The organism is Pseudomonas sp. RG1, assembly GCF_025910115.1.
Classification (GTDB): domain Bacteria; phylum Pseudomonadota; class Gammaproteobacteria; order Pseudomonadales; family Pseudomonadaceae; genus Aquipseudomonas; species Aquipseudomonas atacamensis.
Window position 1 is genome coordinate 16,979 of record NZ_JAPCIK010000005.1, and the last position, 23,063, is coordinate 40,041.

Annotated in this window: 21 protein-coding genes and 1 pseudogene; 14 read left to right on the top strand and 8 right to left on the bottom strand. The window is 59.8% G+C overall.

Translation table 11 applies throughout. The features are described 5' to 3' along the window. Positions 1-73 precede the first annotated feature (73 nt). Complete coding sequence (locus OK411_RS04565; protein ID WP_264364496.1) at positions 74-838, top strand: sulfite exporter TauE/SafE family protein; 765 nt, start codon at positions 74-76, stop codon at positions 836-838. Here OK411_RS04565 and OK411_RS04570 read toward each other — a convergent pair. After that, a complete protein-coding gene (locus OK411_RS04570) occupies positions 828-1,142 on the bottom strand; it encodes a putative quinol monooxygenase (RefSeq protein ID WP_264364497.1) in 315 nt (104 codons plus the stop codon). The two genes, OK411_RS04565 and OK411_RS04570, sit on opposite strands and share 11 nt — an antisense overlap. Positions 1,143-1,324: 182 nt before the next feature. Here OK411_RS04570 and OK411_RS04575 point away from each other — a divergent pair, with 182 nt between their 5' ends. The 5 genes from OK411_RS04575 to OK411_RS04595 all read left to right on the top strand — a co-directional run bounded on the left by OK411_RS04575 (position 1,325) and on the right by OK411_RS04595 (position 4,708). Then, positions 1,325-1,915 carry an NAD(P)H-dependent oxidoreductase gene (locus OK411_RS04575; protein WP_016771795.1) on the top strand — a complete coding sequence of 197 codons (591 nt, stop codon included), beginning with the start codon at positions 1,325-1,327 and terminating at the stop codon, positions 1,913-1,915. A gap of 126 nt (positions 1,916-2,041) precedes the next feature. Further along, positions 2,042-2,953 (top strand): LysR family transcriptional regulator, encoded by a 912-nt coding sequence (locus OK411_RS04580; protein ID WP_122610788.1) that lies wholly within the window; start codon positions 2,042-2,044, stop codon positions 2,951-2,953. 103 nt (positions 2,954-3,056) lie between these two features. Beyond that, positions 3,057-3,950 carry an NAD-dependent epimerase/dehydratase family protein gene (locus OK411_RS04585; RefSeq protein WP_264364498.1) on the top strand — a complete coding sequence of 298 codons (894 nt, stop codon included), beginning with the start codon at positions 3,057-3,059 and terminating at the stop codon, positions 3,948-3,950. Between the two features lie 141 nt (positions 3,951-4,091). Continuing rightward, entirely contained in the window at positions 4,092-4,406 is a 315-nt protein-coding gene (locus OK411_RS04590; RefSeq protein ID WP_264364499.1) for a hypothetical protein, read from the top strand. Continuing rightward, positions 4,400-4,708, top strand: coding sequence for a Fic family protein (locus tag OK411_RS04595; RefSeq protein WP_264364500.1), 309 nt, complete (start codon positions 4,400-4,402; stop codon positions 4,706-4,708). Before OK411_RS04590 ends, OK411_RS04595 begins: the two co-directional genes overlap by 7 nt. Positions 4,709-4,715: 7 nt before the next feature. Here the strand turns inward: OK411_RS04595 and OK411_RS04600 are convergent, their stop codons facing one another. Further along, complete coding sequence (locus tag OK411_RS04600; protein ID WP_016771791.1) at positions 4,716-4,877, bottom strand: hypothetical protein; 162 nt, start codon at positions 4,875-4,877, stop codon at positions 4,716-4,718. A gap of 391 nt (positions 4,878-5,268) precedes the next feature. On the opposite strand from OK411_RS04600, the gene OK411_RS04605 reads away from it, so the two are divergent. From OK411_RS04605 to OK411_RS04620, 4 genes are all read left to right on the top strand, one after another. Next, a complete protein-coding gene (locus tag OK411_RS04605) occupies positions 5,269-6,618 on the top strand; it encodes a GntP family permease (protein WP_264364501.1) in 1,350 nt (449 codons plus the stop codon). Positions 6,619-6,634: 16 nt separating this feature from the next. Further along, positions 6,635-7,495 carry a MurR/RpiR family transcriptional regulator gene (locus OK411_RS04610; RefSeq protein ID WP_122508182.1) on the top strand — a complete coding sequence of 287 codons (861 nt, stop codon included), beginning with the start codon at positions 6,635-6,637 and terminating at the stop codon, positions 7,493-7,495. Position 7,496: 1 nt separating this feature from the next. Beyond that, on the top strand, positions 7,497-8,954 hold the full coding sequence (locus OK411_RS04615; protein WP_264364502.1) for an N-acyl-D-amino-acid deacylase family protein: 1,458 nt from the start codon (positions 7,497-7,499) through the stop codon (positions 8,952-8,954). A 118-nt stretch (positions 8,955-9,072) separates the two neighbouring features. After that, positions 9,073-9,441 carry a glyoxalase superfamily protein gene (locus tag OK411_RS04620; protein ID WP_016771789.1) on the top strand — a complete coding sequence of 123 codons (369 nt, stop codon included), beginning with the start codon at positions 9,073-9,075 and terminating at the stop codon, positions 9,439-9,441. 281 nt (positions 9,442-9,722) lie between these two features. Here the strand turns inward: OK411_RS04620 and OK411_RS04625 are convergent, their stop codons facing one another. Continuing rightward, complete coding sequence (locus OK411_RS04625; RefSeq protein WP_122699388.1) at positions 9,723-10,088, bottom strand: DUF6124 family protein; 366 nt, start codon at positions 10,086-10,088, stop codon at positions 9,723-9,725. Positions 10,089-10,564: 476 nt separating this feature from the next. Next, positions 10,565-11,581, bottom strand: a complete 1,017-nt coding sequence (locus OK411_RS04630; protein ID WP_136491903.1) for an AraC family transcriptional regulator — start codon at positions 11,579-11,581, stop codon at positions 10,565-10,567. 188 nt (positions 11,582-11,769) lie between these two features. Here OK411_RS04630 and OK411_RS04635 point away from each other — a divergent pair, with 188 nt between their 5' ends. The 3 genes from OK411_RS04635 to OK411_RS04645 are packed head-to-tail and all read left to right on the top strand — an operon-like array spanning position 11,770 to position 16,513. Further along, positions 11,770-13,374, top strand: a complete 1,605-nt coding sequence (locus OK411_RS04635) for an FAD-binding oxidoreductase (protein ID WP_264364503.1) — start codon at positions 11,770-11,772, stop codon at positions 13,372-13,374. After that, positions 13,371-14,966 (top strand): glycerol-3-phosphate dehydrogenase/oxidase, encoded by a 1,596-nt coding sequence (locus OK411_RS04640; protein ID WP_217879300.1) that lies wholly within the window; start codon positions 13,371-13,373, stop codon positions 14,964-14,966. Before OK411_RS04635 ends, OK411_RS04640 begins: the two co-directional genes overlap by 4 nt. Continuing rightward, a complete protein-coding gene (locus OK411_RS04645; RefSeq protein ID WP_264364504.1) occupies positions 14,963-16,513 on the top strand; it encodes an FGGY-family carbohydrate kinase in 1,551 nt (516 codons plus the stop codon). The genes OK411_RS04640 and OK411_RS04645 overlap by 4 nt, the downstream gene beginning before the upstream one ends. A gap of 749 nt (positions 16,514-17,262) precedes the next feature. On the opposite strand, the gene OK411_RS27100 is transcribed toward OK411_RS04645, so the two are convergent. The 3 genes and pseudogenes from OK411_RS27100 to OK411_RS04655 form a co-directional block, all read right to left on the bottom strand. After that, positions 17,263-18,126 (bottom strand): methyl-accepting chemotaxis protein, encoded by an 864-nt coding sequence (locus tag OK411_RS27100; RefSeq protein ID WP_370593494.1) that lies wholly within the window; start codon positions 18,124-18,126, stop codon positions 17,263-17,265. Continuing rightward, positions 18,121-19,182 (bottom strand): annotated as a pseudogene (locus OK411_RS27105) (methyl-accepting chemotaxis protein); the annotation flags it as partial. The pseudogene OK411_RS27105 and the gene OK411_RS27100, both read right to left, overlap by 6 nt. Positions 19,183-19,329: 147 nt before the next feature. Beyond that, positions 19,330-19,917 carry a GNAT family N-acetyltransferase gene (locus OK411_RS04655; protein WP_264364505.1) on the bottom strand — a complete coding sequence of 196 codons (588 nt, stop codon included), beginning with the start codon at positions 19,915-19,917 and terminating at the stop codon, positions 19,330-19,332. Positions 19,918-20,547: 630 nt separating this feature from the next. On the opposite strand from OK411_RS04655, the gene OK411_RS04660 reads away from it, so the two are divergent. Then, entirely contained in the window at positions 20,548-20,913 is a 366-nt protein-coding gene (locus tag OK411_RS04660) for a hypothetical protein (protein WP_264364506.1), read from the top strand. A gap of 257 nt (positions 20,914-21,170) precedes the next feature. Here OK411_RS04660 and OK411_RS04665 read toward each other — a convergent pair whose 3' ends face one another. Next, positions 21,171-23,039: a DUF2075 domain-containing protein gene (locus OK411_RS04665; RefSeq protein ID WP_264364507.1), complete on the bottom strand. Its 1,869-nt coding sequence runs from the start codon at positions 23,037-23,039 to the stop codon at positions 21,171-21,173. Between the last annotated feature and the right edge of the window lie 24 nt (positions 23,040-23,063).

A 23,063-nucleotide genomic window follows, 5' to 3' on the forward strand; every position in this document is an offset into this window, starting at 1 on the left:
CTCTTGCACAGGAAGAGGCTGCCTCAGTATATGGCAGATTTTCCCCCAGCCCGGATCAGTGCACATTACCCCAATGCACACACTGACCGACTTCTACCAAACCCTCGGCCTGACCCTGTCCGCTCTGGTCATCGCCACCTTCCTCCTCGCTGGTACGGTCAAAGGCGTGATCGGCCTCGGCCTGCCCACCGTCGCGATGGGCCTGCTCGGTCTGGCTATGGCGCCGGCGCAGGCAGCCGCGCTGTTGATCATTCCGGCGACCCTGACCAACCTCTGGCAACTGGCCTTCGGTGGCCACCTGAAAAGCTTGATCAAACGTCTCTGGCCCATGCTGCTGCTGATCTTCCTCGGCACCGGCATCGGCACCCTGTGGATCGGCATATCCGGCGGCCATTGGGTGGTGCGCGGACTTGGCGCGGCGCTGCTGCTGTATGCATTGAGCGGACTGTTTCTGCCGACTTTGCACGTCAACCCGCGTCATGAACGCTGGCTCGGCCCGCTGTGTGGCCTGATCACCGGCGTCATCACTTCCGCCACCGGCGTCTTCGTGATTCCGGCGGTGCCGTACTTGCAAGCTTTGGGGCTGAGCCGCGATGAACTGGTGCAGGCACTCGGCCTGTCCTTCACCGTCTCGACCCTGGCGCTGGCCGCTGGGCTGCTCTGGCACGGCGCACTCGGCGGTGGCGAATTGAGCGCCTCGCTGCTGGCGCTGATCCCGGCCATGTTTGGCATGTGGCTCGGTCAGTGGCTGCGTCAGCGCATCAGTGCGGTGCTGTTCAAGCGGGTGTTCTTTATCGGACTGGGCGCGCTCGGCGCCCATTTGCTGATCAGCGGTTAGCCGAGGATTCGCTGAGCATGTCGATCGCGCGGGTATCGAAATCACGCTCCAGATAATCCATGCGTTTGGCGAAGAACGCTTTCATGTGCGGCAATGCCGAGTGCTCATCCAGATGCGCCTGGCTGGCCCAGATCTCGTAGAAAATAAACAGCGTCGGATCTGCCTTGTCGCGCAGCATGTGGTACTCGATGCAGCCCGGTTCGGCGCGGCTCGGCGCCACGTAAGCACGGAACAGCGCTTCGAATTCGGCGGCTTTTTCCGGGCGGGTCTTGGCGTGCAGGATGAAACCCTGACGTTCACTCATCACAACTTCCTCGAATGCAGAAAGCGCTGAATGCTACGGCAACAATTGGCGATCAATTCGTGCGTTTTGGTCAAATGTATTTTGCGTCGATGTGGCTGTTTCCGCGCGAGATCGATGGTTAATCTGCCGCCATTCCAATTCCTGTTTCAATCCAGCCTTGAAGGCTGCGCCGAGGTTTTCCGATGAAGAAAGTGCTGTTGCTCAATGGCGGTAAAAAATTCGCCCACTCCGATGGCCGCTACAACACCACCCTGCACGAAACCGCGCTGAGCGTGCTCGATCGCGGCGGTGTCGACGTCAAGACCACGTTTATCGACGAGGGCTATGACGTTGCCGAAGAAGTGGCGAAATTCCTCTGGGCCGACGTGATCATTTATCAGATGCCGGGCTGGTGGATGGGCGCGCCGTGGACGGTGAAAAAGTACATCGACGAAGTTTTCACCGAAGGCCACGGCAGCCTGTACGCCAGCGACGGCCGCACCCGTTCCGATGCTTCGCAGAAGTACGGCAGCGGCGGTCTGATTCAGGGCAAGCAATACATGCTGTCGCTGACCTGGAACGCGCCGCAGCAAGCCTTCGATGACCCGACTGATTTCTTCGAAGCCAAAGGTGTGGACGCCGTGTACTTCCCGTTCCACAAGGCTAACGAGTTTCTGGGCATGACCGCACTGCCGACCTTTCTCTGCGTCGACGTAATGAAGCGTCCGAATATCGACAATGATGTGGTGCGCTATGAGCAGCATCTGACTGAGGTGTTTGGCCTCAAGGCTTGAGGCTTTCAGGCTAATATCGGGGTCACAGCAAAAGATCGCAGCCTTCGGCAGCTCCTACAGGGGGAATGCATTCCAATGTAGGAGCTGCCGCAGGCTGCGATCTTGGCGATTTCAAAGAGGGAACCCGTGAAAGCCAGATCCGATGAGTTGCAGATTTTCGTCTGCGTGATCGAGTGCGGTTCGATTTCCGCCGCCGCCGAGCAGGTCGGCCAGACGCCGTCGGCCGTCAGTCGCACGCTGTCGAAGCTCGAAGCCAAGCTCGACACCACGCTGATCAACCGCACCACGCGGCGCATGGACCTGACCGAGGAGGGCAAGTATTTCTTCGAACAGGCCAAGCTGATTCTCGACCAGATGGACCAACTCGAAGAACGCCTGTCTTCGCGCCAGCAGACCCCATCCGGACGCCTGCGCATCAACGCCGCCTCGCCGTTCATGCTCCACGCCATCGTTCCCTACATCGACGAATTCCGGCAGCTGTACCCGGACATCCAACTCGAACTCAACAGCAATGACCTGATCATTGACCTGCTGGAACAAAGCACCGACGTCGCCATCCGCATCGGCACCCTCGCCGACTCGACGCTGCATGCGCGTTCGCTCGGTTGCAGTCCGTTAATGATCGTCGCCAGCCCCGCTTATTTGAAAAAGCACGGCGCGCCACGCCAAGTGGCGGATTTGAGCGAACACACGTTGCTCGGCTTCACCCAGAACGAAGGCCTCAACCAATGGCCGCTGCGCTATGTGCACGGCGACCGCTGGCCGATCAGCCCGGCGATCAGCGCTTCCAGCGGCGAAACCGTGCGCCATTTGGCGCTGGAAGGGCAGGGCATTGCCTGCCTGTCGCACTTCATGACCATCGACGACATCCGTGCCGGGCGCCTGAAAGTCCTGCTCGGCGAATTCAACAGCGGCTACCGCCAGCCGATCAACGCCGTGTACTACCGCAACTCGCAACTGGCGTTGCGCATTCAGTGTTTCCTCGACTTTATCCAGGGCAAACTCGCCGCCTACGCCAGCGCCGAATTCAAAGGCTGATTCGTGATCCCTGCGCAAGAGTGAATTGGCCGAGGGCGGGTTTTTCGCCGGGTTTCATCGGCCGATACTCGCTGCATCACTTATTCACGCAGGGAGTTTCTCCATGAATGTATTCGTCACCGGCGCTGCCGGTTTTATCGGCGGTTCCATCGCCACCGGCCTGGTGCAGGCCGGGCACAACGTCACCGGCCTGGTGCGCAGCGCGGAGCAGGCTGATGAGCTGAAAGCACTGGGCATGAACGCGGTAATCGGCACCCTCGATGACAGCCAATTGCTGGCGCAACAGGCCCGTGCTGCCGATGCCGTCATCAACGCTGCCAGCAGCGATCATCGCGGTGCGGTTGCAGCGTTGCTCGACGCTTTGCGCGGCTCGAACAAGGTCTTTCTGCACACCAGCGGTTCGAGCATTGTCGGCGATGCTTCCGGCGGCAAATCCAGCGATGTCATCTATTACGAGGACAATTTGCCGGAACCGACTGTCGACAAAGCTGCGCGCGTGGCCATCGACAACCTGGTACTCGCGGCGGCGCAGGATGGCGTGAACTCGGCGGTGATCTGCAACACCCTGATCTACGGCCACAGCCTGGGCGTCAACCGCGACAGCGTGCAACTGCCGCGACTGCTCAAGCAGGCGCGCAAAAGCGGCGTCGTTCGCCACGTCGGAACCGGGCAGAACATCTGGTCCAACGTGCACATCGAAGACGTCGTCGCCCTGTATCAGCTGGCGCTGACCAAAAACGTGCCCGGCACTTTCTACTTCGTCGAGAGCGGTGAAGCCTCGTTCATCGACATGACCACCGCCATGGCCGAAGCCCTCAATCTGGGCGAACCGCAAGACTGGCCATTGCAAGACGCCGAAGCCGAATGGGGCTATGAAATGGCCAACTACGGCCTCGGTTCCAACAGCCGCGTACGCGGCAAACACGCCCGCGACCTGCTGGGCTGGACGCCGAAGCGCACGTCGGTGGTGGAATGGATTCGTAACGAAATGGTGTGATGGATCATTGAGCCCCGTCGGGCTTTGCTATCGATCAAATGAACGGCCGTCTTTGGGTGGCCGTTTGTATTTCTGCCTTTGCGCTCGCATGTAACCCGGCTTAAGGTGCCTTGAATCATCGACAGGTCGGCAGGTTCGGGAATGGTTGATCGTTACGAGGCAGAGGGGGCACAGGGCAGTTTTCAGGCCGGCTCGGATGAGCAGGTACTGAGCAACAAGCTGGGAATCAGTGATCCTGAAGAGATGGATGATGCCGAGCTGACTCTGCTGGAAAAACTTTACCAGCAGGTTCTGATCGAGCGTTTACCGGCACGGTCAATTACTGTTCAGGACTTGAGGGATTGGCATCGGTACTGGCTGGGCAATATCTATCCTTGGGCGGGTGAAATACGGGCGGTCAACCTTGGCAAAGACGGTTTTTCTTTGCTGCGGCCCCACAGATTCCGCGCTTGTTAGAGGGTTTTGAGAAGGAACGCCTTGCTGAATTCACCCCGTGTAAACCTGATCTTGATGAGAACCTCATTCACGCCATCGCCGTAACGCATGTGGAATTCATTTTGATTCCTCCATTCCGGGAGGGTAATGGACGGTTGTCCAGATTACTTGCAGACGTTATGGCGGCGCAGGCGGGCTATGTTCCGCTGGATTACAGCTGTTGGGAGCGAAACAAAGAGGCTTACTTTGCTGCGATAAATCAAGGCCTCGACTGCAACTACCAGCCAATGGAATATTGGGTCCGGCGAGCACTGTGGGCTTGAGAGAAGCCTACCTGGCCAATGCGAGGTGTTGGAATTTGCCGGATTTAGCTTTGAGCTTGCGTTCGATCATATCGACACTTTGGCCGGTCTCGATCGCTGTGGAGCTGGCGATTGAGCGGATCAGGGCGTCCTGGGTCAATTTTTTTCGGTTGCGACGTACGATGGCCATGGCGTGATCCCGGGTAATTACCTTGAGCGAGTATAGCGCTCGTTCGAAGCGTCGACATACTCGGTTCAAGAGGTCGACAGCGTTCTGCCTGGAAGGGTGCGATCAAAACCGTGGGAGCGAGCCTGCTCGCGAAAGCGGTGGGTCAGTCAATGCAGATGTTGAATGTGAAGCCGTCTTCGCGAGTAGGCTCGCTCTCCCAGAGTTAAGTGGAGATTTGAAATGCCATGAAAATCCCGCCCTCCGATTTTCATTAATCACGACACCCCATATCCATCAGCGACACCTCTTGTCTCTCCGCGAAAATTACTTTCATGCGGTTTGAAATCTCGATCTCGAAATGATTTATGAGTTTCACAACCCATTCGAACGTGACCCTTTCGAGGAGTACCGCATGACGCCTTCCCTCGGCTATTGGCTGCTGGTTTACGCCGCTGTGGCCATCATCGCGCTGATCGTGTTGATCGCCCGTTACCGGCTCAATCCGTTCATTGTCATCACCCTGATTTCCCTGGGCCTGGCGCTGGTGGCCGGGATGCCGCCGTCGGCTGTGGTCGGTGCGTATGAGGCCGGAGTCGGCAAGACGCTGGGGCATATTGCGCTGGTGGTGGCGTTGGGAACGATGCTCGGCAAGATGATGGCCGAGTCCGGCGGCGCCGAGCAGATGGCGCGCACGCTGATCGAGAAATTCGGTGAGAAGAACGCGCATTGGGCGATGGTCTGCATTGCGTTTCTGGTCGGCTTGCCGTTGTTCTTTGAAGTTGGTTTCGTCTTGCTGGTGCCAATCGCTTTCACCGTGGCGCGCCGCGTTGGTGTGTCGATTCTGATGGTCGGTCTACCCATGGTCGCCGGCCTCTCGGTGGTGCATGCGCTGGTGCCACCGCACCCGGCGGCGATGCTCGCGGTGCAGGCCTATCAGGCGTCGGTCGGGCAGACCTTGTTGTACGCGATCGCGATCGGCATTCCGACCGCGATCATCGCCGGGCCGCTGTACGCCAAGTTCATCGTGCCGCGCATTCAATTGCCGGCGGACAATCCGCTGGAAAAGCAATTTCTCGAGCGCGAGCCGCGCGACAAATTGCCGGGTTTCGGCATTACGATGGCGACCATTCTGCTGCCGGTGGTGCTGATGTTGATCGGCGGCTGGGCCAATCTGATTTCCACCCCCGGCAGCACGTTCAACCAGTTCCTGCTGTTCATCGGCAATTCGGTGATTGCGCTGTTGTTGGCGACTTTGCTGAGCTTCTGGACGCTAGGGATTGCCCAAGGTTTCAACCGCGAATCGATCCTCAAGTTCACCAACGAATGCCTCGCGCCCACCGCCAGCATCACCTTGCTGGTCGGCGCGGGTGGCGGCTTGAACCGGATTCTGGTGGATGCCGGCGTTACCGATCAGATCGTCGGCCTTGCCCATGAATTTCATTTGTCGCCACTGATCATGGGCTGGTTGTTCGCCGCGCTGATGCGTGTCGCCACCGGTTCGGCGACGGTGGCGATGACCACTGCATCAGGCGTTGTCGCGCCGGTGGCCATCGGTCTGGGTTATCCACATCCTGAGCTTTTGGTGCTGGCGACCGGCGCAGGCTCGGTTATCTTTTCCCACGTCAACGACGGCGGCTTCTGGTTGATCAAGGAATACTTCAACATGACGGTCGCGCAGACGTTCAAGACCTGGACGGTGCTTGAGACGTTGATTTCGCTGGTCGCTTTCGCGCTGACCGTCGGCCTTTCCTACCTGCTGTAACCGGAGCCCGCCGCCCATGGACATCCTCTACCAGATCCGCGCCCGCCAGGATTCCTTCAGTGCCGGCGAGGGGCGCATTGCGCGGTTGATGCTCGACGATGTCGGGTTTGCCGCCAGCGCCAGCCTCGAAGACCTCGCACAACGCGCCGAGGTCAGCACCGCCACGCTGTCGCGCTTTGCCCGCACGGTCGGCTGCCGCGACCTGCGTGATCTACGTCTGCAACTGGCCCAGGCCAGCGGCGTTGGCAGCCGGTTTCTCGACCCGGCGGGCACGCCTGAGCAGTCGGCGTTCTACGGGCAGATCGTCGGCGACATCGAAACCACCCTGCGCCAGCATCTGGCCGGTTTCGACGAATCGCGCTTCGCCGACGCAGTGAAATTACTCGGTCAGGCGCGGATGATTCACGCGTTCGGCATGGGCGGTTGCTCAACCCTGTGCAGCGATGAATTGCAGGTGCGTCTGGTGCGCCTCGGTTATCCGATTGCGGTGTGTCATGACGCGGTGATGATGCGCGTCACCGCCGCCAGTTTGAACGCCGAGCAAGTGCTGATCGCCTGCTCGCTGACCGGCATCACCCCGGAGCTTTTGGAAACCGTGGAGCTGGCGCGCAACTACGGCGCGCGCATTCTCGCCATCACTCGCGGCGATTCACCACTGGCCGAACTGGCCGACGTCGTGCTGCCGCTGCAAGGCGCGGAAACCTCGTTCATCTACAAACCGACGGCGGCGCGCTACGGCATGCTGCTGGCGATCGACGTGCTCGCCACCGAGCTGGCGCTGGCCAGCCCTGAAGACAATCAAGAACGTCTGCGGCGAATCAAACTCGCCCTCGACGAATACCGTGGCGGCGACGATCACCTGCCGCTGGGAGACTGACATGCAGTACGACACCCTGATCCGCAACGCGCTGGTTATCGACGGCAGCAACACGCCCGGCTATAAGGCCGACGTGGCAATTCTCAATGGCCGCATCGAGCGCATCGGCGATCTGCCTGACGCCCGCGCCAGCGAAGAAATCGACGCCGCCGGCCGGGTGCTGGCGCCGGGTTTCATCGACGTGCACACCCACGACGACACCGTGGTCATCCGCCAACCCGAGATGCTGCCCAAGCTCAGCCAGGGCGTGACTACGGTGATTGTCGGCAATTGCGGCATCAGCGCTTCGCCGGTCAATTTGAAGGGCAACCCACCCGATCCGATGAACCTGCTCGGCAGCGCAGCGGCGTTCGTCTATCCGCGCTTCAGCGACTACCGCGCCGCCGTCGAAGCGGCCAATACCACGCTGAATGTCGCCGCGCTGGTTGGCCACACGGCGCTGCGCAGCAATCACCTCGACGACTTGTTCCGCACCGCGACTCCCGACGAAATCACCGCCATGCGCGCGCAGTTGCGCGACAGTCTCGAGGCCGGCGCGTTGGGTTTATCCACAGGCCTGGCCTACGCCAGCGCCTTCAACGCCTCGACCGATGAAGTCATGCAACTGACCGAAGAACTGACGGCGTTCGGCGCGGTGTACACCACCCATCTGCGCAGCGAATTCGCCCCGGTGCTGGAGGCGATGGACGAAGCATTTCAAATCGGCCGCCACGCGCAATCGCCGGTGATCATTTCCCACCTCAAATGCGCTGGCGTCGGTAACTGGGGACGCAGTCCGCAATTGCTCGCAGCGCTGGAAGAGGCAGCGAAAACCCATCCGGTCGGTTGCGATTGCTATCCCTATGCGGCGAGTTCCTCGACCCTGGATTTGAAGCAAGTCACCGATGCCCATCGCATCACTATTACCTGGTCGACGCCGCACCCGGAAGTCAGCGGGCGCGACCTGATTGACATCGCAGGCGAATGGAAACTGTCGCTGGAAGAAACCGCGAAACGTCTGCAACCGGCGGGCGCGGTGTACTACGGCATGGACGAGGCCGATGTCAGAAGAATCCTCGCCCATCCGCTTTCGATGGTCGGCTCCGACGGACTGCCCGAAGACCCGTTCCCGCATCCGCGCCTGTGGGGCGCTTTCCCACGGGTGCTGGGCCATTTCAGTCGCGACGTCGGGTTGTTTCCGCTGCACACCGCCGTGCACAAGATGACCGGCCTGTCGGCGGCGCGTTTTGGCTTACAGGAAAGGGGCGAGATTCGTGAAGGGCATTGGTCGGATCTGGTGTTGTTCGATCCGGCGACCGTGCGTGACGTGGCCGATTTCAACGATCCGCAACGGGCGGCGCAGGGGATTCACGGGGTTTGGGTCAACGGCGTGTTGAGCTATCGCGACGGGCAGGCGAATGGGGCGAGGGCAGGGCGGTTTCTTGCGCGACAGGGCGACCTGCGCGACCACTTTCGTTAAGGATTCGTGGTGTGCGTCACAGTGATGGCACATTGCAATTAAAGAAAGCCATCCACAAGCCGATTTGCTGACATCCTCCCCGTCTACACTGTGGGGCCAATCAGTCAGGGAGCACCCCATGAGCTTCGGCAAAACCACCCCGATCCTGCGGATCTTCGATGAGGCCAAGGCTGTCGAGTTCTACGTCGATTTTCTTGGTTTCAAGATCGACTGGCAGCATCGCTTCGAAGCGAATTTTCCGCTGTATCTGCAGGTGTCACGGGGCGAGTGTGTGCTGCATCTGTCCGAGCATCACGGCGATGCCTGCCCGGGTTCGGCGCTGCGTATCGAGACCGATGAGCTGGAGGCGTTTCAGCAGCAGTTGATGGCCAAGGATTACAAGTTCTCGCATCCGCAGATTCAGGCGATGCCGTGGGGGAGTCAGGACATGACGATCGCCGATCCGTTTGGCAATCGGTTGGTGTTTACCAATGCGATCAGTCTTTGAATTTAGCGCCAGAGATCAAAAGCCCCTCACCCTAGCCCTCTCCCGGAGGGAGAGGGGACCGATTGGGGGATGCTCGGGAGTTACACCGACCTGAATGTGCTGTGCTGAATCCATAATCGAATTGAATGCATGGCGTCGAATCCATAATCGACTTGGTCTTTCAGGTCGACGGACAGCGCAAGACAACCGGGTCGGCTCCCTCTCCCTTGGGAGAGGGCTGGGGTGAGGGCAACCCCTGACACCCCACAAAAACCAGCCCACACCAAATTCCTCAAAAACCCTCAATCAGTCGGCACCAACCGATCCAGCACCCGATTCACTGCCATCTCCGCAACCATCACAATCTGCGCAATCCCCTGCAACGTCTTGCGCTGCGAGCCGTTCACCAGCCCCGCCTGATCGTTGAGCATCACCGTCGCCGACCCTAGTGTTTCGCAGGCGTCGGCCAACAGCGATTCGTTGTCGGCCTCGGGATTGGCCATGTACAGCGTGTTGGACTTGTAGGGCGGGGCCATGAATTCGGCGCTGGATGGGCCGAGGTAATGGTCGAGGGCGCGGTCGGCGGCTTCGTGGAATTTCTTCGAGTCGGCGGATTCGTAGGGAGATGCCGGGTCGGTGGGGGGCGGGTTTGGGGTTACTTTGAACATATCCAGATCCTCATTTTGGCTGGCCACCGCTTTCCTACTAAAGAAAGTGGAGGCAGCTGTGCGCAGGTTAGTAGACCGGGGATCTGGGAAACCGGCGCGCCCGAGAGCGCCCTGCGCACAGCCACCATAAAGCTCAGGCGAGACCTGACTGTCTGATGAACGATGCACCCCAAATACTCCGGGCTACTAAACCCGATCACTGATAGGCAGTGACGCAATCACAGTAGCGATGAGGTCTGGGGCGCACAAGCCGGCGGATTCTGGCGCAGGCGTAGGCAACGGCGCAAGGAATTGTGGGTGGTTTCGCGGAATGCCGTGTCGCTTTAAACAGTTGTGCCAAGACGTGTTTAATCGGTGTGGCGAATGACGCCTTCGCGAGCAGGCTGGCTCCCACAGGGGATCTGCGGTGAACTCGGAAATGCAGACAACCGAGAACTACTGTGGGAGCGAGCCTGCTCGCGAAGAGGCCATCAGCATCACCGCCGATTCCGCAACCGAAACTCCCCCGGCGGCATCCCGCGCCAGCTCTTGAACGTGCGATGAAACGAGCGCGGTTCGGTAAAACCCAGATACTGCGCAATGTCCTGAACCGGCAACGTGCTATTGAGCAAGTAGTGCTCCGCCAACTCCTGACGCAGCTCATCGAGAATCTGCTGATACGACGTCCCGACCTGCTGCAACTGCCGCTGCAACGTGCGCACCGAGACGCTGAGCTGCTCCGCCACTTGCTCCTTGCGCGGCAAGCCCTCCTTGAGCAAACCGCGCAGGATGTTTTTCACCTGCTGCGCCAGCGACGCATCTTCCAGCCTCGCCAGCAAACCCATCGCGTGTTCTTCCAGGGTTCGCAGCAATTGCGCATCGGCCTGGCGCAGCGGCAACTGCAAATACGCCAGCGGCACCACCAGCGCCGAATACGCCTGATCGAACCGCACCGGGCAACCGAAAAACGCCTCGTACTCGGCCTGCGTCACCGCATCTGGCCGCGCATGCTCCAGCCATACGCAGGCCGGCGACAGCTGCGTGTCGGCGATCCAGCGCGCGTAGTGCAGCCACGAACCGAGCACGTTTTCCACCAGATGCCGACGAATCCGTGGCCGCTCGTAGCGGCAGGTCCAGATCAGATGCACGTGCTCGCCCTGCACCTCGGCGCGGCTGACGCCCATGTCGCCGACGAGTTTTTCGAACGGCATGATCCGGCTCATCGCATCGCCCAGCGTCGCGCAATTCATGGTGATGTAACCGAGCACGCTCCACGAATTGGGCAGGACGAAATTCGCCGCATGCAGCCCGAACAAGCCATCGCCCGAGTGCTCGCAGAAATAATCCAGCAAGCGCTCGTGAACCTCACCCGGCAGGCGCAAGGTGTTGTCGCTCAACTGCTGCGCCTGCAACCCGGCCGCCGCCAACGCAGGCTCGATGGCCATGCCCAACTGTTCGGCGTGACGCAGGTATTTGAGCAGCGGCGGAACGGAAGTGAAGCCGAGCGATGGCATGGTCGCGGTCCTTTGATCGACGGCACGTGAGCGAATGAATGCCGCAAGGTAAGTGGATTGCCCGGCGAAAGTAAATGCCCGGACGTTTGGCGCCATTCGCTACAGGTTCTGGCCCGATGCGACCGTGACAGATCTCCAGCGCTGACTAGTATGCAAGCTTGATCCAACGGCAGAAAAAGGACACACGCATGCGACGCTGGAACGGCTGGGGAGAGGCAGGCACGGTGGTTGAACTGCCGGCCCAGGGCGCGAAATTTCTCCACGAACGCTTGGGCGCCGGCCGGGCATTGCCTGATGCGACATTGGCAGCGGCGTTGACGCAAGTGCCGACCTCGCGCCTGGCGCCGCACCGCTTGTACAGCGTCGATGCTCACGACCGCCTGCTGCACGCGCGCGGCCAGAGCCTGCCGGATTGGTTGGCGTTGCGCGAAGGCGCACTGGGTACGTATCCCGATGCCGTGGCCTTTCCCGAAACCGCTGAGCAGATCCGCCAATTGCTGGCGCTCGCCCATGATCAGGATCTGTGTCTGATTCCCTACGGCGGCGGCACGTCGGTGGCCGGACACATCAATCCGCCAAACTCCACGCGGCCGGTGCTGACGGTGTCGCTGGCGCGGATGAATCGCCTGACCGACCTCGACGAACAAAGCCTGCTGGCGACATTCGGCCCCGGCGCCAGCGGGCCGCAAGTGGAAAGCCAGTTGCGTGCGCGCGGCTACACGCTGGGGCATTTTCCGCAGTCGTGGGAGCTGTCGACGCTGGGCGGTTGGGTGGCCAGTCGTTCCAGCGGTCAGCAGTCGTTGCGCTATGGGCGGATCGAGCAATTGTTCGCTGGCGGCACCCTGGAAACTTTCGCCGGGCCTCTGCAGATTCCAACCTTTCCCGCGTCGGCGGCAGGTCCCGACCTGCGTGAAATGGTGCTCGGTTGCGAGGGCCGTTTCGGGATCATTTCCGAAGTCAAGGTGCGGGTCAGTGCGTTGCCGGCGGACGAACGTTTCTACGGCGTGTTTCTGCCCGACTGGCCGCACGCGCTGCAAGCAATCCGGCAACTGGCGCAGGCGCGCGTACCGCTGTCGATGCTGCGCCTGTCCAACGCGGTGGAAACCGAAACACAACTGGCGCTGGCGGGCCATCCGCAACAGATCGCCTGGCTGGAAAAGTACCTCAAGCTGCGCGGCGCCGGCGACGGCAAATGTCTGTTGACCTTCGGCGTCACCGGCAATCGCCAGCAAAACGCACTGTCGCTGAAACACGCGCGCGCCCATCTGAAAGCCTTCGGCGGCGTGTTCACCGGCACCCTGCTGGGCAAGAAGTGGGCGCAGAACCGCTTCCGCTTTCCCTACCTGCGCGAGAACCTGTGGAACGCCGGTTACGTGGTCGACACCCTCGAAACCGCCACCGACTGGAGCAACGTCGATCACTTGCTCAGCCTGATCGAAAACAGCCTGCGCGATGCCCTGGCCGCCGAGGGCGAGCGCGTGCATGTGTTTACTCATCTCTCGCACGTTTACGGCGAAGGCTCGAGCATTTACACCACCTACGTGTTTCGCCCGGCAGCGGACTATGCCGCGACGCTGGCACGCTGGCGGATGCTCAAGCACGCGGCCAGCCAGACCATCGTCGACAACCACGGCACCATCAGCCATCAGCACGGTGTCGGCAAGGATCACGCGCCGTATCTGCTGCGCGAAAAAGGTCCGCTGGCGATGCAGACGTTGCAGGCGCTGAGCGAACATTTCGACCCGGAGGGGCGCCTCAACCCGGGCACGCTGTTGCCAGAGTCGCGGCCATGACGGCGCAATGGAACGCGCAGTGGCGCGAGCAGATGCTGCCGACGCTGGCGGATGAAACCTGGGACCTGATCGTCATCGGCGGCGGCATCAGCGGCGCCGGAATCGTCCGCGAAGCCGCGCGCCGGGGCTGGCGCTGTCTGCTGCTGGAGCAGCGCGATTTTGCCTGGGGCACCTCCAGCCGATCATCGAAAATGGTCCACGGCGGTTTGCGGTACATCGCCAAGGGCCAGTGGCGCCTGACCCGCGATTCGGTGCGCGAGCGTCAGCGCCTCCTCGACGAGGCGCCGGGGCTGGTCGAGCCGATGAGTTTCATGATGCCGCACTATCGCGGCGGCTTTCCCGGGCCGCGCGTCATGGGCGGCCTGCTCTCGGTGTACGACGCGCTGGCGGGGCGGCGCAACCATGCTTTTCACGACGCACAACAACTGCGTTTTCTCGCCCCGGGGGTGAAGGAAAACGGCCTGCTCGGCGGCAGCTGTTTTGTCGATGCCCTGACCGATGATGCGCGGCTGGTGATGCGCGTACTGCGCGAGGCTCGGGCCGATGGCGCGGTGGTGCTCAATGGTGTGCGGGTCACGCAACTGCTGCGTGAAGGCGGGCGCGTGTGCGGGGTTCAGATCGAAGATGGCGAGGGCGGCGCCACGCTGCAATTGCGCTCTGGCGTGCTGGCCGTGGCTACGGGCGCTTGGGCTGAGCGCTTGCGTCCCGTTGAGTCAGCGAAGCAATTGCGACCGTTGCGCGGCAGTCATCTGTTGCTGCCGGGCTGGCGTTTGCCGGTGGCGCATGCGTTCACTTTTCTACATCAGCGCGATCGGCGCCCGGTGTTCGTGTTTCCGTGGGAGGGCGCGACGGTGGTCGGCACCACGGACCTCGATCACCGCGAAGATCTCGACCACAGCGCGCGCATATCCAGCGACGAACTCGACTATCTGCTCGCCGCTTGCCAGCAGCAATTTCCCGGCGCCGAAGTGGGCGTCGACGATGTGCTGTCGACCTGGTCAGGCGTGCGTCCGGTGGTCGGCAGCGCGGCGGGTGCGCAGCAGGACAAACCGTCCAACGAAACCCGCGAACATGTGTTGTGGCAGGAGCCCGGTTGCGTGACGTTGGCCGGTGGCAAACTGACCACATTTCGCCCGCAAGCGATCGAAGTGCTCAAGGCGTGTGCGGGGATGCTCGGGCGTTCTTTTGTCGATGACGGCGCGCAGTTGTTCGCCGCTGTGCCGCCGCTGACAATTGCGGGACTGAGCGGCAATCAATGGCGGCGCTTGGCCGGACGTCACGGTCGAGACCTGCCGAGGCTGGCGCAATTGCTCGGTGAACTCGGTCTGGAAACGGTTGGCGCCAGCGATACGTTGTGGGCCGAACTGGCGTTCGCCTGCGAGGCGGAAATGATTCTGCACCTGGATGATTTGTTGCTGCGCCGCACCCGTTTGGGCCTGTTGCTGCCGCGCGGTGGCGAGGACTATCTTCCCGCGATTCGCACGCTCTGCCAGCCACGATTGGCCTGGGACGATGAGCGCTGGCTAGCGGAAATTCAGCGTTATCGATTGTTGTGGCTGCGCGATCACGGCCTGCCGGAGATCACCCCATGAAATACCTATTAGCGATCGACAACGGCACTCAGAGCGTGCGCGCGTTGCTCTTCGATCTGCAGGGCAATCTGCTCGGCAAAGGCAAAGTCGATCTGCAGGCGTACTACTCGACGCAACCCGGTTGGGCCGAGCAGGACCCGGAATATTACTGGGCGAAACTCGGCGAGGCCTGCCAGCAACTCTGGCAGCAGACTGGCATCGACCGTGCGCAGATTGCCGGCGTATCCCTGACCACCCAGCGCGGCACAGTGATCAACGTGGACGCCAAGGGCAAACCGTTGCGCCCGGCAATTGTCTGGCTCGATCAACGTCAGGCCGAGGTCGAGGGCGGCATCAAGGGGCCGTGGGGCTGGCTGTTCAAACTGGTCGGCGCCAAGGCAACGGTGGATTACTTTCGCGCCCAGGCCGAGGCCAACTGGATCGCCCGGCATCAGCCCGAAGTGTGGGCGGCGACCGACAAGTTTTTGCTGCTCTCGGGTTTTCTTACTCATCGCCTGTGCGGACGCTTCGTCGATTCGGTCGGCTGCTGCGTCGGTTATCTGCCCTTCGACTTCAAACGGCTGAAATGGGCGGCGCCGCATGACTGGAAATGGCAAGCACTGGCGGTGCGCCCGGAGCAGTTGCCGACCCTGCACAAACCCGGCGAAACCCTCGGCTACATCACAGCCGAAGCCGCCCGGCACACTGGCATTCCCGAAGGGCTGCCGCTGATCGCGGCGGGCGCGGACAAGGCCTGCGAAGTGATCGGCTCCGGCGTGGTCGATGCGCGCACCGTGTGCCTGTCTTACGGCACCACCGCGACCATCACCAGCACCCGCTCACGCTACCTGGAAATCGTCCCGCTGATCCCGCCGTATCCTTCGGCCGTGCCCGATCAGTACAACTGTGAAGTGATGATCTATCGCGGCTACTGGATGGTCAGCTGGTTCAAGAACGAATTCGGCCTGCGCGAGATGCAGCAGGCAAAAGAGCAGGGCATCGAGCCGGAGCAACTGTTCGACGCACTGGTCAACGAAGTGCCACCGGGCTCGATGGGCCTGATGCTGCAACCCTACTGGTCACCGGGCATCCGCGAACCGGGCGTGGAAGCCAAAGGCGCGATGATCGGCTTCGGCGACGTACACACCCGCGCGCACATCTACCGGGCCATTCTCGAAGGCCTGGCCTACGCGCTGCGCCAGGGCATGGAGAACATCGAACGGCGCTCAAAGGTCTCGATCCAGCGCCTTCGCGTCGCCGGCGGCGGCTCGCAAAGCGACGCCGCCATGCAACTGACCGCCAACATCTTCGGCCTGCCGGCAGAGCGTCCGCATGTGTATGAAGCGTCCGGGTTGGGGGCGGCGATTTGCTGTGCGGTGGGGTTGGGATTGCATCGGGATTTCCCATCGGCCATTGCGGCGATGACTCGGGTGGGGGCGGTTTTCACACCGCAGCCTGAGGCGCAGAAGGTTTATGAACAGTTGTACAGAGAGGTGTATTTGCGCATGTATCGCCAGCTCAAACCGCTGTATCAAAGCATCCGCAAAATCACCGGGTATCCCGAATAGTCCTGACACCCTAGACCCCTGTGGGAGCGAGCCTGCTCGCGAATGCGCAGTGTCAGTCAATGATGATCTGAATGACCCACCGCTTTCGCGAGCAGGCTCGCTCCCACAGGAGGTCGGCGGTCTGCTCAAAATCTGAGTGCACACAAATCCAAATGTGGGAGCGAGCTTGCTCGCGAATGCGCAGTGTCAGGCAACGTCGATTTGATTGACCCACCGCCATCGCGGGCAAGCCCGCTCCCACAGGGGTATTGCGGTGTGCTCAAAATCCAGCGAGCCACACAAATCCAATGTGGGAGCGAGCCTGCTCGCGAAGGCGCAGTGTCAGGCGACGTTGGTTAGACTGACCTGACCCACCGCCATCGCGGGCAAGCCCGCTCCCACAGGGATTTTCGGTGAGCTCAAAATCCGATGAGTCACACAAATCCAAATGTGGGAGCGAGCCTGCTCGCGAAGACGGAGTGTCAGGCAACGTCGATTTGATTGACCCACCGCCATCGCGGGCAAGCCCGCTCCCACAAGGGATCTGCGGTGTGCTCAAAATCCTGTGACCCACACAAATCCAGATGTGGGAGCGAGCCTGCTCGCGAAGGCGCAGCGTCAGGCAACGTCGATTTGACTGACCCACCGCCATCGCGGGCAAGCCCGCTCCCACAGTTATCGAGGTGAACACATCAACAGTGCTCTACCACGAAAACCTGTGGGAGCGGGCTTGCCCGCGATTCGGTTTCAGCCCCAGCGCAAAACCAACATCAAACGCGGAAGTGGCTGACCATCTGCTGCAACTGACCACCCAACCGCGCCAGTTCAACACTCGACGCTGCCGTCTCATCACTCGCCGCTGCGGTCTGTTCGGACACGTCACGGACGTTGATGATGCTGCGGCTGATCTCTTCGGCCACGGCGCTTTGCTGTTCGGCAGCGGCGGCGATCTGCTGGTTCATCGACTGGATGTTCGACACTGTACGGGTGATGTTTTCCAGCGAGGCGCCGGCCTTGCGCGTCAGGGCGACGCTGCTGTCGGTCAGCGCGCGGCTGTTGTTCATCACTGCCGAAACCTGCTGGGTGCCGTTCTGCAGACCGGCGACCAGACCTTCGATTTCCTCAGTCGACTTCTGCGTACGCTGAGCCAAACCGCGCACTTCATCGGCGACCACGGCAAACCCACGCCCGGCTTCACCGGCACGCGCTGCTTCGATCGCGGCGTTGAGCGCGAGCAGGTTGGTCTGTTCGGCAACAGCCTTGATCACGTCCATCACGCTGCCAATCTTGTCGCTTTCCTGTTGCAGCACGCTCATCGCTTCGGTCGAGCGCACCACTTCGCTGGCCAGACGCTCGATCTGCGCAATCGCTTCATTCACAACCTTGTCGCCTTCACGGGCTTCGCCGTCCGCAGCGGCAGCGGCTTGCGACGCTTCCTCGGCATTGCGCGCAACTTCCTGCACCGTGGCAGTCATTTCGTGCATGGCCGTGGCGACCTGATCGGTCTCGACTTTCTGGCTGTTCACACCGGCGCTGGTCTGCTCGGTCACGGCCGACAACTCTTCAGCGGCGCTGGCGATCTGAGTGACGCCGTCGCGGATGCCACTGATCAAATCACGCAGGGTCACGCCCATGCGCGCAATGCCTTGCTGCAACACGCCGAGTTCATCGCGACGGGTAACGGTGACATTCTGGGTCAGGTCGCCGCTGGCGATGCGCTCGACCACGGCCAGGGTTTCCTGCAACGGACGGGTGATCTGACGGGTGATGATCACTGCTGCAATCACGCCAACCAGCAGCGCCAGCAACGTGCTGATCAACTGGAAGGTGCGCGCCTGAGCGCTTTCAGCATCACGGCGATCAAGCTGGATCTGGTACAGCTGCTCGCTCAGGGCGACGATGGTGGTGCCCTGATCGGTCATTTCCTTACGCGCCTGCACGGCTTCGGTGTTGGCGTTCTTGTACGCCATCAACGCGCCGCGATAGCTGGTCAGCGCGGTTTCCAATTGGCGCAAGGCATCCTGCTGAGTCGCGGCAAATTGCGCATTCAGTGGCTTGAGGCTGGCGATGGCCGCGTCGATCTGGCCGACGGCTTTCTGCTCGGTCTCGGCGTTGCTGGTCGCGGTGTACCCACGCACTTCATAGCGCGCGAGGATGAACGCTTCCTTCGCCGCAGTAACCGCCTGGAACTGCTCGAAACGCTGATCGCTCAACTCCATCTGCTGCACGCGCTGGCTGATCGATTCGATCAGGTTGTAGGCGTTCTGGGCGTTGACGCTCATGGTGTCGCGCGCGCTGTTGCCGGTGCGATAGGCGTTGCGCATTTTGTTCAGCGAGGTCTGGTATTCAGCGATGGTCGCGGCCTGCTGCTTCAGCAGTTTGACGTTCTCCGGACTCTTGAATTTGCTGATCAACGCCTGTTGCTGTGCGGCGAAGCTTTCCAGGGTAGTCTGCACATTCTGCGCGGCGGTTTCGTCGCCGTTGGTCAGCATGTATTGCAGGCGCACCACGCGCAATTTGGTCAAGCCGGCGTTGAGCTGGGTGATGTCGCTCATCCAGTTGCTGCGGTCGATCAGGCCGCCGAGGCTGGTCCAGCCGGTCAGCGCCAGAACGCAGGTCAGGGCCAGCACCAGGCCGAAGCCCAGGCCGAGTTTCATGTTCACGCTGATGTTACCGAACCAGCTATTCATGCAAATCCTCCAGAAACGTTGGGTTTCTTGGTCGTCAGTTAAGCTGGAAGATTGTTGTTCTTTTGAGCCAGCAGGGGTGTTAGCAGGTCTGTATCGGCCGCAAACCCGAGAGCTGAAAGGATTTTTGTCTGACAGGTTTCGCGCAACTCAACCCAGGCGCCGCGACCAGCGCTGATCCGGCGCCTCGAACCCCGGATTGACCAGTGCCGTCAGCACATGATCCTGCCAACGCCCGGCAATGTTCAGATACGCCTTCGCATAGCCTTCACGCTCAAAGCCCAGTCGCTCAAGCAACCGCGCGCTGCGCTCATTGCCCGGAATGTAATTGGCCATGATCCGATGCAGATTCTGCACATCGAACATATAACCAATCCCCGCCTCCAGCCCCTCCTGCATCAAACCCTGCCCCTGATGCGCCTCATCGATGTGATAACCCAAATAACACGCCTGAAACGCCCCACGAATAATCCCGCTGAAATTGCACGCACCGATCATCTGCTGATTGTCCGGCGACAGCAGAGCGAAATGCATGGCTAACCCGGCTTCGAAGGCGCTGGCCTGGATCTCAAGGCGACGGCGGATGTTGGCGGTGGAGAAGTAGTCGGTGGTGCGGATGGGTGACCAGCGGGCGAGGTGACGCTGGTTGCGTAGGTAGAAAGCGCTTTCGAGCTCGGCCTGATCGGGGGAGAGGATCGCCAGCGTGAGGCGCGGGCAGGGCAGGGATAACAGCGGCATCGAGCGCTCCTTGGCGAGGGATCTGCTGGCAGAGTCGCGCATATGCTGGGGAGCGGCAAGATATGGAGAAGCCGAGGCGAAAAAAAGCCCGCTAGGAGCGCGGGCGAACCGTAGTTTCTTGAATGAGCGGGGGGATTTTATGGGATTGGTCGGATGGGCGTCGTGAAGAAAATTTTATGTCGATTTGGGTGGGCCGGATCGGCGAAGTAAATCAGGCGCAAAGACAATTTTTTCGCCATTCATCAACGGGTTGCCCTGCCATCCGTTGCCAGAGCGTGAGAGGCGCGTTCCGGCGATGTCTTCAGCCTCACGCTTATGTTTGGTCGCCTGCCTGGCAATGCAGTGTCTTAACCGCTCTTTGCACAGAGATAGGCGAGGCTCGGCTTGTTTCTCCTTCGGGAGCAGACTCAGTCCCTACTTGATCCCTACTTGATCCCGACTTAGTCCCGACTTAGTCCCGACTTGGTCCCGAAAGATGCCTTTTTCAACGGCGCCCTGAGCTACCTATGTGAGCTTGAGAGGATGATTAAAGCGATAGGGAGGTACCTCACTCGAATTGGCCCTTCTGATTCTGGATGGTGATGCTGTTATGCTGGCCACCACTCAAATCAGCATTTTTAGAGGGATCTTATGAATTCGTTTTTGGCAAAGACTTTTGGCGGGCTGACCCCCAGCTACTACATCCGGCAGCTTATTTTTGGGTCGTTGTTCACGATTGTGATTTTGTCGGTCGCGGCCAATAGCCCATCCGGCCTGATGGGTAAGCCTGGGCTGATTGTGATGTCGGTCATCTGCACGCTGCTGTATCCATACTCTCGGTTCGTATATGAAAGCGTCGTAGGCTACGTGATGGGCGGGAACGTATTCTTCGTCAACGCCATCCTTATGCTAATGGTCAAAGGGTTCACGATGGCGATGTGCTGGTCGTTTGCAATTTTCATTGCACCGGTTGGCCTGGCGTATCTCTACTGGCACAACAGCCGACAGGTTTCCTGAGTGCAGAAGCCCAGCCATCGAGCTGGGCTTTTTTGTGGCCGTGATTCTACTTCTGATGCTTGAAAAAGTAGTTCATTGCATCGGGTTCCAGTTGGAACGCCGCGCGGTCTGGACCGATGCACTATGCTTTTTTAGCTCCGCCCCCATAATGAATCGGGATCGAATCTATCAAGCAAATCGTCTCTCTTGATTGATGCCCTTGCGCGTACGATGTCCCCACTCGCCGGACGTACATGAGCTACTAGCAAACGATAGCGTCAATGATTGATGTGCTGGTTAAGCCGACTCTCAAAGTATTGCGCAGTCTCTTTGTCAGTGCAGTACAGGAAGCAACCTTTCATCCCGCGCGTCATCAGGGTTCGGTACGTATTTTTGATGATCAGGTCTGTTTCTTTTCTCGCTAGGGAAGGCTGCTCCTTCATCATTTTTTTCCAGCCACGAATCGATTTATCGTGCTTGTCGCGCTCATCCGGGGATGTCACTACGTTGCCGTCACGTACGACTAGGTCTGGCCCGATGATCACTCCGATGTAGTCGACCTCCAAACCTTGGCAGGTATGAATGCAGCCAACCTGCTCGATGGAGTTCTCAGCGATGATCCATAGGCTGCCGTCCTGATCTAGGTTCCATTGGCGTTTGTAGTCACCAATGACGATATCAGCGGCGGTGGAGTCTTTCTTGCTCAACCAAGGCCAGCAATAGCCCGCGACCACACGAGCCTTGTTTCCATGGTTTTTCTCGTCAATGGCGTCATGCAGCGCCTGAGGTGAGTCGAATACCTTGAACTCGTACTCCGAGGTGTTGAGCGTCGGATTTGCTGTCGAGCGAATGTTAAGCACGTCATCCAGCCATGCCATGTAACCGTCGGAACCACTGCAGCGAAACTGTGAAGACAGCACATATTCCTCGACCACAGCTCCCTTGGCTATGGCAAAGGCGCGTATTGCCTGCTTGCTGCCTATGTCACTCAGGGTCACACGCTGGTCTTCATCGATGAAGAAAATTGAGCATTTCGCTGATTCGATCAGCTCCTTGATCTGGTTCTCGCCAAGATTCCCATAAAGCCCGCTTTTCTCATTCAGCCGGTGAGCTTCGTCCACGATAAGCGCATCGAATGTGTTGGGCTCAGTATCGATGAACGCCCCAGAGCCGGAAAAGAAATTCGAGAAATGGCTGCGTTTTATTGTGCCAACCAGTTTGCTTTCGTAGACCTTGCGTGGGGCGGCATTCTTGGAGACATATTTGCTCAACAACTTCAGTTCGGTGAGCTTCACCAGCAGATTGATAGCCAGAACAGTTTTCCCGGTACCTGGTCCCCCCTCAATAATCAGCACCTTTGGCGATTGGTCCGAAGCTTCGCTTGCCGCAGCGAGTGCTGATTCGAAAATTGCTTTCTGATCGTCAATCAATACGAATTCTGGTTTGCCCTCCATCAGTCCGCTCAAGGCTTCGGCCAGCGCTTTGGAGGGGCGGATTTTTCCATCCGACAGTTCATACAGAATCTCTTTATTGTCACCGTGAACAATATGCTTCTTCAGGAAGTTTCGGAGTTTGCCGAGTTCTTCCGGACCTTTCAGGAACAGTGGAGCCTTACTGATATGAGGTTCGTAGTGAGCTGAGTCTATGATGCCGTCGCTAACGTAGTTGTGAAGGTAGGCACACGGACGGATCTCGATGCTTTTGTCATACACGGCCTCGTTGAAGCCTTCCAGCAACGCTGCGTATGACCATACTTGGTAAGACGGGTGAATGGTTTCAACGAGCCCGCCACCCAATGCAGTTTTGACGATGGCATCCTTGGCAGTTGCGCTGGCCTTGCTCCATTGCTTCAACTCGATCAATACGGCTTTTTTTGCCTGGCTCTCGTCGCGACCGGTGAGTAGAAAATCAATTCGCTTCGACGACTGCGGAATATGCAGTTCGATTGCCAAGCCTGCATCGCAGGGCAGGCCTTCATCTCTAAGAACCTTGGCCATGTATGTCAGGGAGCCTTGCCATGACCTGATTTCCGAACTGCCCACGTTCTTGCCAGTAGCATCCCTGTAATGCCTGAGGATTACCTCCTCAATGTCATCGTTATCGTTGTCTCTAAGAAATTGCTGTTTGGTCGCAGCGTAAACGATCACGGGTTGTCCTTAAATTCGGATAGG